This is a genomic window from Streptomyces sp. NPDC002324 (assembly GCF_053593335.1).
This window is the reverse complement of record NZ_JBSFCF010000052.1, coordinates 48,755-60,336: the sequence shown is the minus strand read 5'-3', so window position 1 is coordinate 60,336 and position 11,582 is coordinate 48,755. Positions and strand designations below refer to the sequence as shown.

At 71.2% G+C, this 11,582-nt stretch carries 9 protein-coding genes and 2 pseudogenes; 6 read left to right on the top strand and 5 right to left on the bottom strand.

The window, feature by feature from the left end:
- Together ACWCRJ_RS40155 and ACWCRJ_RS40150 are read right to left on the bottom strand one after the other, a co-directional pair.
- A pseudogene (locus ACWCRJ_RS40155) lies at positions 1-254 on the bottom strand (esterase); the annotation flags it as partial.
- Positions 255-453: 199 nt separating this feature from the next.
- Complete coding sequence (locus tag ACWCRJ_RS40150) at positions 454-2,037, bottom strand: ricin-type beta-trefoil lectin domain protein (RefSeq protein WP_450943933.1); 1,584 nt, start codon at positions 2,035-2,037, stop codon at positions 454-456.
- Between the two features lie 278 nt (positions 2,038-2,315).
- Here ACWCRJ_RS40150 and ACWCRJ_RS40145 point away from each other — a divergent pair, with 278 nt between their 5' ends.
- Entirely contained in the window at positions 2,316-2,615 is a 300-nt protein-coding gene (locus ACWCRJ_RS40145; RefSeq protein WP_450943932.1) for a hypothetical protein, read from the top strand.
- Between the two features lie 50 nt (positions 2,616-2,665).
- Here ACWCRJ_RS40145 and pgm read toward each other — a convergent pair whose 3' ends face one another.
- The 3 genes and pseudogenes from pgm to ACWCRJ_RS40130 all read right to left on the bottom strand — a co-directional run.
- Positions 2,666-4,306 (bottom strand): phosphoglucomutase (alpha-D-glucose-1,6-bisphosphate-dependent), encoded by a 1,641-nt coding sequence (pgm, locus tag ACWCRJ_RS40140; protein WP_450943931.1) that lies wholly within the window; start codon positions 4,304-4,306, stop codon positions 2,666-2,668.
- Positions 4,307-4,414: 108 nt separating this feature from the next.
- The gene (locus ACWCRJ_RS40135) at positions 4,415-4,663 is read right to left on the bottom strand and encodes an RICIN domain-containing protein (RefSeq protein ID WP_450943930.1); all 249 of its coding nucleotides are present in this window, start codon (positions 4,661-4,663) and stop codon (positions 4,415-4,417) included.
- Positions 4,602-5,260 (bottom strand): annotated as a pseudogene (locus ACWCRJ_RS40130) (alpha-L-fucosidase); the annotation flags it as partial. The gene ACWCRJ_RS40135 and the pseudogene ACWCRJ_RS40130, both read right to left, overlap by 62 nt.
- A 294-nt stretch (positions 5,261-5,554) precedes the next feature.
- Here ACWCRJ_RS40130 and ACWCRJ_RS40125 point away from each other — a divergent pair.
- From ACWCRJ_RS40125 to ACWCRJ_RS40105, 5 genes are all read left to right on the top strand, one after another.
- Positions 5,555-6,619 carry a sugar ABC transporter substrate-binding protein gene (locus tag ACWCRJ_RS40125; RefSeq protein ID WP_450943929.1) on the top strand — a complete coding sequence of 355 codons (1,065 nt, stop codon included), beginning with the start codon at positions 5,555-5,557 and terminating at the stop codon, positions 6,617-6,619.
- A gap of 46 nt (positions 6,620-6,665) precedes the next feature.
- Entirely contained in the window at positions 6,666-8,228 is a 1,563-nt protein-coding gene (locus ACWCRJ_RS40120; protein ID WP_450943928.1) for a sugar ABC transporter ATP-binding protein, read from the top strand.
- Positions 8,221-9,264: an ABC transporter permease gene (locus ACWCRJ_RS40115; RefSeq protein WP_450943927.1), complete on the top strand. Its 1,044-nt coding sequence runs from the start codon at positions 8,221-8,223 to the stop codon at positions 9,262-9,264. Before ACWCRJ_RS40120 ends, ACWCRJ_RS40115 begins: the two co-directional genes overlap by 8 nt.
- Before the next feature lie 108 nt (positions 9,265-9,372).
- Complete coding sequence (locus ACWCRJ_RS40110; RefSeq protein WP_450943926.1) at positions 9,373-10,698, top strand: L-fuconate dehydratase; 1,326 nt, start codon at positions 9,373-9,375, stop codon at positions 10,696-10,698.
- Complete coding sequence (locus ACWCRJ_RS40105) at positions 10,691-11,581, top strand: amidohydrolase family protein (protein WP_450943925.1); 891 nt, start codon at positions 10,691-10,693, stop codon at positions 11,579-11,581. Before ACWCRJ_RS40110 ends, ACWCRJ_RS40105 begins: the two co-directional genes overlap by 8 nt.
- Position 11,582 lies beyond the last annotated feature (1 nt).

Sequence of the window (11,582 nt, the reverse complement as noted above, 5' to 3'; positions counted from 1 at the left end):
ACCGGAAGGGTGCCGGTGGCGCCGGCCGGCCGGACCAGGCGCGCGCGCACCTGCCCGGTGGGGCCGCCGGACACGGTGACCCACTCCTCGTCGACGGCGGGCTTGTCGATCTCTCCGGACTGCACCTCGTCGACGGCCTTACGGCCTTCCACCGGGCCGAGGTCGAACAGGTACGGCGGATTCGCCGTCGCCTCGGCGAACGCCGCGGCGGCGGGCTCCAGGACCGGTACGACCGGCCCGGTGGACGCAGACATGTGGATCTCCTCAGAACCGGGGGGTGGCGGGGGCGCACAGGTGGCATCCGCACCGCAACCGTCACAGGCCGGTACGGAAGCTCCCGCCCGGCACACCGGAACGCTAAGGGCGCGGGAGACCGGTCACTTATCCGAGCGCGCCCCGGGCGTGTACTGACGAGGCACAGCGCGCAGCGAGTCCACGCTCACGAGATCGCGCTCACGAGACCGCGCCGGTGAACCCCTCGTCGGTGAACCCCTCGTCGGTGAGCCAGCGTTGGGACCGGCGGACCCGGTCCTGCGGGACGGGCTCCAGGAGGATGATCGCCCCCTCGGCCCGGCGGACGGGCGTCACGGCCACGCCGGGCTCGGCGACGAGCGTGAGGAGGCCGTCGGACGCGAACGCGTAGCGCGTGTCCCCGGACTCCTCGCCATCGCCGGTGGCCGCGCACGGCCGCAGGGCTATGGTGCCCTGCGGCTCGGCGTTCAGGCACAGCTCGGGAGCCGCCTGGTTGCGCAGGCGTCCGCTCCGGTCGAACCGCCACAGCTGACTCGCCGATGTCCCGCACCGTGCCGTCACCGCGGGCGTGCCCTGCGCCGCCGCCGAAGCGCGCAGGTCCAGGCAGAGCCCCGTCCGCACGTTGCGCAGCCGCGTCCCCGGGGCCGCGCCGGGGGCCGATGAGGTGCCGGAAGACGGGGGAACGGCTCGGGCGGACGGCTCGGAGGCGGTCGCGGTCGGGCTCACGGTCGGGGCGGCGGTTCGTCCGGGCACCGCGCCGGTTACCGCCTCGCTGTCGCCCTCCGTTCCGCTGAGAGCCATGGGAGACGCCGCGATCACCCCGCACAGCACCACCCCCAGGGCGGCCAGCAACGGCCACCGGGGCATTCGCGGTACGGGCCGACGCGCGCCCGCCGGCCGGGACTCCGCCTCCTCGGGCCGCGGGGCGGGCTCGGACGGCACGCGAACAGCCGCCCGCACCCGGGCCTGGTGGCCGGGCCGGGTCGCGAGGTAGTCCGCCGCCCGGAATCCCAGTACCGCCTCCGCGAGCAGCGCCGGGAGCCGTTGCGGGGACTGGTCGAGCTGGTCCACGGCCGCCTCGCAGTAGGCGCAGCCGTCCAGGTGGTCGCGTACCTCCGCCATCATCTCGGCGGACCCCCGGCGGGCGTGGACGTCGATGAGCCGGTTGAGGCGGCGGCAGCGCTCGTCGGGAGCACGGTCGAGGTGGACCCGTACGCACTCGTCGCGCAGCAGGGTGCGGGCGCGCTCGGGGTTCAGCAGGGAGGGGTCCGCGCCGAGCAGGGGCGCCACCACCTCGATGTCCTCGGCCTCCACCACGGTGTGCCACAGCAGCGCCTGCGTGCGGTGCGGCAGGTTGCGGAAGGCGCGCAGAACCAGGCCTCTGGCGGCGCCGCCCCGGTCCTTGCCGGACACCGCACGGCGCGTCTCACCGGCCGTGTCGCCGCGCAGGTCCGGGTGGAGGGACGAGCGCCTGTCGTCCGCGCTCCACTCCCGGGCGGCGTCGAGGACCGCCGCGAGCAGTCGCGGCCGCCAGGGGAAGTCGGCTCCGGCGTGAGCCGCCGCGTCGCCGTAGGTGGTGCGGAACGCCAGCCCGGCCAGCCGTTCGGCGGCGGCCCTGTTCGGCTCCGCGCACAGCGCCGCGTAGCGCAGGACGGACGGGCCGTGCAGCGCCAGCAGTTCACCGGCCGAGGGCACCCCGGCTCCGCGTTCGCCGTCCAGGGGCTCGGTCCGCGCGAACTCCGGGGGCTCGGCCGGCTCGAAGCCGACGTCCTCTCCGGGCGTCACGCGCTCTCCTCCGCGACTCGGAGCCACCACCACGGGAGCACCTTCCATGAATGCGGTCCCCTCCCTGTTCCGTACGCTCGATACGGCCGTCCGCGGCTCCGCGCTCAACGCCCGCGCCGGAAGATCGCGGCCTTCCGTTCGCCCAGAAGTACGTCCCGAACGGTTACACGGTTCAGCAACGGGCGCCGCATGCCGCCGGATCGGTGCCGAGGGACGGGCCGGCTCCCTGTCCGGCGCCCGGGGACCGCGCCCCCCGTGTCCCGTGTGCGTCCCAGCGGTTGTCCGTCGTCGCAGTTCACGGGCGCGCGGCCGTCCCGGTGGCCGGGGACGCGCTCGGATTCGGCCCCTACCGAACTACGAGCCGCTGCCAGGACATCGACCTGCGCGCCACCGGCGGAACCGCCGAGCACGTGAACGCCTGCGTGAAGTTCGCGAACTCCGGCACCTGCGACCGCGTGACCAGGGTCGGCCGTGGCTGGACGACCATCGCCACCGACGTCCTGGACGGCACCAGGTTCACGGTCCTCGCCTGCGTACCCCTGGAGGGCGACGACGCCGTCATGCAGATCGCCTTCTGACACCCCCACCGATCGGACACCACCCGACCGGACCTGGGGGTTCGTCCGCGTCACGCGCTGAGCGCGGCGAGCACCACGGACCTGGCCTCCTCCTGGACACGTCCCAGATGGTCCGGGCCGAGGAACGACTCCGCGTAGATCTTGTAGACGTCCTCGGTGCCCGAAGGGCGGGCCGCGAACCAGGCGTTGTCGGTGACGACCTTGATGCCGCCGAGGGCGGCGCCGTTGCCGGGGGCTTCGGTGAGGACGGTGGTGACCCGCTCGCCGGCCAGGGTGTCGGCGGTGACCTGGCGCGGGGAGAGCTTGGCGAGGAGCGCCTTCTCCTCACGGGTGGCGGGAGCGTCGACGCGCGCGTAGGCGGGGGCGCCGAAGCGGTCGGTGAGCTGCGCGTAGTGCTGCGACGGGGTCCTCCCGGTGACCGCCGTGATCTCCGAGGCGAGCAGGGCCAGGATGATGCCGTCCTTGTCCGTGGTCCACACCGAGCCGTCGCGGCGCAGGAAGGACGCGCCGGCCGACTCCTCGCCGCCGAAGCCGAGGGTGCCGTCGGCCAGTCCGTCCACGAACCACTTGAAGCCGACGGGGACTTCGACGAGGGGGCGGCCGACGTCGGCCGCGACCCGGTCGATCATGGACGACGACACCAGCGTCTTGCCGATCCCGGCGCCCTCGGGCCACCGCTCCCGGTGCGAGAAGAGGTAGGAGATGGCCACGGCCAGATAGTGGTTGGGGTTCATCAGGCCCCCGTCCGGCGTGACGATGCCGTGCCGGTCGGCGTCGGCGTCGTTGCCGGTGGAGATGTCGAACCGGTCGCGCCGCTCGATGAGTGAGGCCATGGCGTACGGCGAGGAGCAGTCCATACGGATCTTGCCGTCCCAGTCCAGCGTCATGAACCGCCAGGTGGGGTCGGTGAGCGGGTTCACCACCGTCAGGTCGAGCCGGTGCTGTTCGGCGATCCGGCCCCAGTAGGCGACGGAGGCGCCGCCGAGCGGATCGGCGCCGATGCGCACGCCGGCGGACCTGATGGCGTCCAGGTCCAGGACGTTCGGCAGGTCGGCCGTGTAGGCGCCGAGGAAGTCGTGGCGGCCGGTGCCGGGCGCGGCCAGGGCGCGGGTGTAGGGGATGCGCCGGACGTCCTTCATACCGCCGGTGATGATCTCGTTGGCCCGGTCCTGGATCCAGGAGGTCGCCTCGGAACCGGCGGGGCCGCCGCTCGGCGGGTTGTACTTGAAGCCGCCGTCGGCGGGCGGGTTGTGCGAGGGGGTGACCACCACACCGTCGGCGAGGCCGGAGGCGCGGCCGCGGTTGTGGGTCAGGATGGCGTGCGAGACCGCCGGGGTGGGCGTGTAGCCGTCGGCCTGGTCGATGAGGACGGTCACGTCGTTGGCGGCGAACACCTCCAGTGCCGTGATCCTGGCGGGCTCGGACAGGGCGTGGGTGTCGGCGCCGAGGAAGAGGGGGCCGTCGGTGCCCTGCGCGGTGCGGTACTCGCAGATCGCCTGGCTGGTGGCGGCGATGTGGTCGTCGTTGAAAGCGGCCGCGAGGGACGAACCGCGGTGTCCCGAGGTGCCGAAGGCGACCCGTTGGCCGGGGTCGGCAGGGTCGGGGTGGAGCGCGTAGTACGCCGTGACCAGGCGGGCCACATCGACGAGGTCCTCGGGTCCGGCGACCTGTCCTGCTCGCGCGTCCTGCATGTCCCGTTCCTCCGCACTGGCCGACCGTTGGTTCGGCCCCCATTCTCCCCCGCCCGGCCGGTCGGCACGCACGCGCACCGGCCGGCCGTCGTCGTGCGCCGGGGTGGGTCACAGTGCCGTGAAGGTCCACCGCAGGTTGGTGCTGCCGTTGTACGCCCATTGTTCGGCGACGGATCCCGAGGCCGCGTTGCCTGCGCCGTCGAGGGCCATGCCGGTGCCCCGGTCGGTGATCGAGTGCCGGCCGTCGCCCCGGTGGGTGATCTTCCACTGCTGGTTGGCGGAGCCGTTCCAGGCGGACTGCCTCCTTGAGCTTGTCGTACCAGAGCTGGTCCTCCGCCGCCCGGCTGAGCTTCCCATACAGCTTCTTCAGGCTGTCGTCGCTCTGCTGGGGCGCGAACTCGTAGGAACCGTTGCAGTTGTACGCGTGGTGCATGGCGACCAGGAGCTTGAGGTTCCTGCCGCGGATCGCCGTCGTGAACAGGTCCAGCAGGGGGGGCCGACGAACTTCGCGCCCGCGTCGACGAAGAGCTGGACCCATTCGCCGGGGTCGAAGTTCCCGCCGGCCGACTTGAGCTTCGGCGCGAACTTCACGGTGTTGCCCGCCAGGTCCCGGGCGCCGTCGATGAGGTCGTGGTACGGCCAGGAGGAGGGGCTGCCGTAGGTCGTCGTGTGGTGCTTGTCGGCGTTGCTCCCGCTCTGGTACGTCGAGCGCGGGTACCACTCGTTCTCGTAGGCGGGGACGCTGAAGACACCCCAGTGGAAGTAGATGCCGAACTTGGCGTCCTGGAACCACTCCGGGGCCGGCGGGTGCTGGTCGACCGAGTTCCAGTCGGGCGTGTACGTGCCGGGCGCGGCCTGCGCCGTGCCGGCGCCGAGGATGCACCCGGCGACCACCGCCGCGACCACGCAGGTGGCGCCGGCCAGGAGCTGACGTCTGTTGATCGAACTCGACAGTGCCCAGCTTTCCTCGTTTTTGCGACCCGTAAGACATCGCATGTTTCGCCCCGCCCCACCTCACCCCGATCCGTCACGGACCGGTCACGATTGATGGGATGGATTCATCCACTCTGGCGATCCCTCTCGCCATGGAAGCGCCGAATGAAACGGTTTTTCCAGGCAAAACATACGAAGGGCTGGACAGAATGTGAATCCCGGCCTATATATACATCCCATCTCTCCCCTGGCGACGGCACACAGCCGTCGCTCACGAAACATCTCCCGCTACGGGACCAGCGTGAGGAATCACCGATGAGAGTCAGAACCGCCCTCTGTTCCGCCGCCTCCGCCCTCTCCGCCCTGGCGCTGCTGACCGCCTGCGGCGGCTCCGGCAGCACCACCGCGTCGAGCGACTCCGAGCCGCTGGTCGGCGTCGACTACCCGCGCTCCGACACGGACTTCTGGAACTCGTACATCAAGTACACGCCGGAGTACGCCAAGGAGCTGGGCCTCTCCCTGAAGACCACCAACTCGCAGAACGACGTCGCCAAGCTGACCGCCAACGCCCAGACCTTCATCAGCCAGGGCGTCAAGGGCCTGGCGATGGCCCCGCAGGACACCGCCGCCATCGCGCCCACTCTGGCGCAGCTGGAGGCCAAGAAGATCCCGGTCGTCACCGTCGACACCCGCCCCGACAGCGGCAAGGTCTACATGGTCGTGCGCGCGGACAACCGGGCGTACGGCGAGAAGGCGTGCCAGTACCTCGGCACGAAGCTCGGCGGCAAGGGCAAGGTCGTCATGCTCCAGGGCGGCCTGGACTCCATCAACGGCCGTGACCGCACCGAGGCGTTCAACGAGTGCATGAAGAAGGACTACCCGGACATCAAGGTGTTCGGTGAGGCCACCAACTGGGACGGGGCCGTCGCCGCGCAGAAGCTGCAGACCGACCTGACCGCCAACCCGGACATCAAGGGCATCTACATGCAGTCGAGCTTCGCCCTGTCCGGCACCCTCCAGGTCCTCAAGCAGAAGGGCCTGCTGATCGACCCGAAGAATAAGAAGCACGTCTTCGTCGTCTCCAACGACGGCATCCCCGAGGAGCTGAAGTCGATAGCGGCGGGCAAGATCGACGCCACCGTCTCCCAGCCGGCCGACCTCTACGCCAAGTACGCCCTGCACTACCTGAAGGCCGCGATCGACGGGAAGAGGTTCAAGCCCGGCAGGACCGACCACGACAGCACGATCATCCAGGTCCGTGACGGTCTGCTGGAGGACCAGCTCTCCGCACCGCTCGTGACCGCCGACGGCGGCACCTACGGCGGCGTGCCCAGCGTCAAGAGCGACGACTCGTCGCTGTGGGGCAACAACCTCGGCTGACGGCTCTCCGGCGAACGCGACGGCTCACGAACACAAGGCGGTTGAGATGAGCGACGGGGAGCGGACAGTCACCCCCGCGCCCGCCCCGGCGGACGACGGACGGGCCCCGGCGGGTCCGGCCGTCGTCGAGGCGACGGGCATAGTCAAACGATTCGGTCCGACGGTGGCCCTGGACGGCGCCCGGATCACCATCAGGCCCGGCGAGACCCACGCGCTCGTCGGCCGCAACGGCGCCGGCAAGTCGACCCTGGTGTCCGTCCTCACCGGACTCCAGGCTCCGGACGAGGGCACGGTCACCTTCGGCGGCGCCCCGGCGCCCCGGCTCTCGGACCGCGACGCCTGGCGGCGGCACGTGGCCTGCGTCTACCAGAAGTCGACGATCATCCCCACCCTGACCGTCGCCGAGAACCTCTTCCTGAACCGGCACGATCACGGCCGGCACCGGCTGATCAGCTGGCAGGGGGTGCGCCGACGTGCGCAGGAACTGCTGTCGACCTGGTCGGTGGACGTGGACCCGCAGACACCGGCCGGCGAACTCGACGTGGAACAGCGGCAGTTCGTCGAGATCGCCCGCGCCCTGTCCTTCGGCGCCCGGTTCATCATCCTCGACGAACCGACCGCGCAGCTCGACGGCGCGGCGATCAACCGGCTCTTCGACCGCATCCGCGACCTGCAACGCCAGGGCGTCACCTTCCTGTTCATCAGTCACCACCTCCAGGAGATCTACGAGATCTGCGACATGGTGACGGTGTTCCGGGACGCCCGGCACATCCTGACCGCACCGGTCACCGAACTCCCCCGCACCGAACTCGTCGCCGCCATGACCGGCGAGGCGGCCGCCGACCGCCGCCAGGAACGGCCGAGTTCACTGAGCACGCGGACCACCGCGGCCCTGGACATCAGCGACCTGGACGGCGACGCCTATCACGGTGTCACCCTCCAGGTGCGCGCCGGGGAGATCGTCGGGCTCGCGGGGGCGGCCGGCAGCGGCCGTACCGAGGTCGCCGAGACCGTGGTGGGACTGCGGGCCGCCGACGGCGGCCGGGTCGAGATCGCCGGAACGCGTCCCCGTCCGGGAAGCGTCCCCGCCGCGCTCGCCGCGGGTGCCGGGTTCGTGCCCCAGGACCGGCACCACCAGGGCTATGTCCCCGACATGTCGATCGCGGACAACGCCACGCTGTCCGTGCCGCACCGGATCGGGCACAACGGATTCCTCAGCGGCCGCGCCCGGGACCGGCTCGCCGACGGCATGATCGAGAAGCTGGCGATCAAGACCCCCGGTCCCGAGCTGCCCGTCTCCTCCCTGTCGGGCGGCAACCAGCAGAAGGTCGTCATGGCCCGAGCCCTCGCCGACGACCCCCGGCTGCTGGTCCTGATCAACCCGACCGCGGGCGTGGACGTGCGCTCCAAGGAGTTCCTCCTCGGCAAGGTCGAGGAGACCGCGGAGACCGGCACCGGAGTGCTCATCGCCTCCGACGAGCTCGACGACCTGCGCATGTGCGACCGGGTCCTGGTGATGTTCCAGGGCCGAGTGACCTCGGAGATCGCCCGCGGCTGGCACGACCACGACCTCGTGGCCGCGATGGAAGGAGTGGACCTCAATGCCTGAAACCGTCCTCGCGGACACGCCCGCCCCGAAGGCCGCGAAGGCCCGGGCCAAGGGGACCGCGCTGCTCGGCGGTCGCATCCCGCTGGCCCGGCTGCGTGACCTCGCCCTGGTCCCCGCGATCGTCGTCATCGCGATCGTGGGCCAGATCGTCAACCCGGTCTTCCTCCAGGGCGACAACCTCGTCAACGTCCTGCAGACCATGTCCGAGATCGCCCTGCTGGTCCTCGCCCAGACGATGATCCTGATCGTCAAGAAGATGGACCTGTCCCTGGAGTCCACGATGGGCCTCGCGCCCGGCGTCGCGGCCTGGCTGGTCGTGCCGACCGGCGCCGGACACGGTCTCGGTCTCCTCCCCGGCGCCTGGGCGATCCCCGTCACCCTCGTCGTGGGCGCGCTCATCGGCGTGATCAACGCGCTGCTGATCATCCGCTTCGGCCTCAACGGGTTCATCGTCACCCTCGGCATGCTGATCGTGCTGCGCGGCGTCCTGACCGGCATCTCCGGCGGCCAGACCTTCTTCCAGCTGCCGGGGTCGATGCTCTATCTCGGCACGGCACAGTGGCTGGGGGTGCCCGCCTCCATCTGGCTCTGCCTCACCCTGTTCGCCGTCGCCATCGTCGTCCTCGGCTGGACCAGCTTCGGCCGCTCCCTGTACGCCATCGGCGGCAACGTCGACGCGGCGAAGGCGGCCGGCATCCGCACCGACCGGGTGCTGTGGATCGTCATCGTCACCGGCAGCCTGCTCGCCGCCCTCGCCGGACTGCTGCTCTCCGGACGCCTCGCCTCCGTCGCCTCCGCACAGGGCAACGGCTACATCTTCACCGTCTTCGCCGCCGCCGTGATCGGCGGCATCAGCCTCAACGGCGGCAAGGGCACCATGTTCGGCGCCTTCAGCGGCATCCTGCTGCTGTTCATGATCCAGAACGTGCTCACCCTGGCCGGTGTGCCCGCCCAGTGGATCGGCGCCCTCAACGGCCTGATCATCCTGGTCGCGCTCATGATCTCCCGCATCACCGGCGGCAAGGTCCAGGAGTGACTCCGGGCGGCAGTCGCCCGGACCACCGTGCCGGCCCGGCCGCCGCACCCCGGTCTTCCCCCATCTCGTCGCAGGGGCCCATCGTCCCCCGCTCGCACAGGAGTTGCCATGTCCTCCGCTGAGTCCTCCTCCCCCCGCATCACCGCCCTGGACGTGCTCGACGTACGTTTCCCCACGTCCGAGCATCTGGACGGGTCGGACGCGATGAACCCCGAACCCGACTACTCGGCCGCGTACGTCGTCCTGCGCACCGACGCCGGTGACGGACTGGAGGGCCACGCGCTGGCCTTCACCACCGGCCGCGGCAACGACGCCCAGGCCGCCGCCATCGCCACCCTCGCCCCCCATGTCGTGGGCCTCTCCGTGGACGAGGTCTGCGGCGACCTCGGCGCCTTCTCCCGCTCCCTGGTCCACGACCCCCAACTGCGCTGGCTGGGACCGGAGAAGGGCGCCATCCACATGGCGACGGGCGCGGTCGTCAACGCGGCCTGGGACCTCGCCGCCAAGCGGGCCGGGAAGCCCGTGTGGCGCTTCCTCGCCGAGATGACGTCCGAGGATCTGGTCGCGCAGGTCGACTTCCGCTGGCTGTCCGACGCCCTCACCCCCGAGGAGGCACTGGAGATCCTGCGCCGCGCCGAACCGGGCCGCGAGGAGCGGATCGCCCACCTGCTGGAGCGCGGCTACCCCGCCTACACCACCACCCCCGGCTGGCTCGGCTACTCCGACGAGAAGCTGTCCCGTCTCGCCCGCGAGGCCGTCGCCGACGGCTTCACCCAGATCAAGCTGAAGGTCGGCGCGGACCTCCAGGACGACATTCGGCGCATGCGCACCGCCCGCGAGACCGTCGGCCCGGACATCCGCATCGCCGTCGACGCCAACCAGAGATGGGACATCCAGCCCGCCATCGACTGGATGCGCGCCCTCGCCCCGTACGACCCGTACTGGATCGAGGAACCCACCTCCCCCGACGACATCCTCGGCCACGCCGCCATCCGCCGGGCCGTGACCCCCGTCAAGGTCGCCACCGGCGAACACGTCGCCAACCGGGTCGTGTTCAAGCAGCTCCTCCAGGCGGGCGCGGTGGACATCGTGCAGATCGACTCCGCCCGGGTCGGCGGTGTCAACGAGAACCTCGCGATCCTGCTGCTCGCCGCGAGGTTCGGCGTGCCGGTCTGCCCGCACGCGGGCGGGGTCGGCCTGTGCGAGATGGTCCAGCACCTGTCGATGTTCGACTACGTCGCCGTCTCCGGCACGACCGAGGACCGGGTCGTCGAATACGTCGACCACCTGCACGAGCACTTCGTCGACCCGGTACGCATCGCCGGCGGCCACTATCTGGCGCCCGAGCTTCCCGGTCTGAGCGCGGAGATGCACCCCGAGTCCCTGAAGGAGTACACCTACCCCGACGGCCCGGTCTGGTCCTCCCGTGTCTGACACCAGGCGACTGGTGGACGCCCACCACCATGTGTGGGACCTCGACCACCGGCCCCAGCCCTGGCTGGACGAACCCGGCCACGAAGCGATCCGCCGCACCTTCGGCACGGACGACCTGCGCACGGCCGCGACCCGGCCGATCGCCGGCCGGACGCCGGGCACCACCGTCGTCGTCCAGTGCGTCACCTCCGTGCCGGAGACACGCGAACTCCTCGCCCTGGCCGAGCGCGACCCCCTGATCGGGGCGGTCGTCGGCTGGGCCGACCTGACCTCGCCGACGGCCGGCGACGTACTCGACGAGCTGCGGGCCGGTCCGGGTGGCGGGCACCTGCGGGCGGTACGGCACCTCGTCCAGGGCGAGTCGGACCCCGGGTGGCTGCAACTCCCGTGCGTGGAGCGGGGGTTGCGGGCCGTGGCCGAACGCGGTCTGGCGTACGACGTACTGGTACGCGACCACCAGCTCGGCCAGGCCGTCCTGCTCGCCGAACGCTTCCCCGGTCTGCCGCTCGTCCTCGACCACGCCGGCAAGCCGCCCATCGCCTCGGGCGGGCTGGAGCAGTGGGAGAGGGAGGTACGGCGGCTGGCCGGCCGTCCCCAGGTGCGCTGCAAGGTGTCGGGGCTGGTCACAGAAGCAGACCACCGGACGTGGACCACCGACGACATCCGTCCGGTGTGGCATGTCCTGCTCTCCGCGTTCGGCGCCGACCGGCTGATGTTCGGCTCGGACTGGCCGGTCTGCGTCCTCGCGGGCGGCTGGAACAAGTGGGCCGCCACCGTCGAGGACCTGCTCGGCGAGTGCTCCGCCGCCGAGACCGAGGCGGTCCTGGCCGGCACCGCGACCGCGTTCTACCGCCTCGACTCCCCTGCCCGGAAAGCCCTTTGAA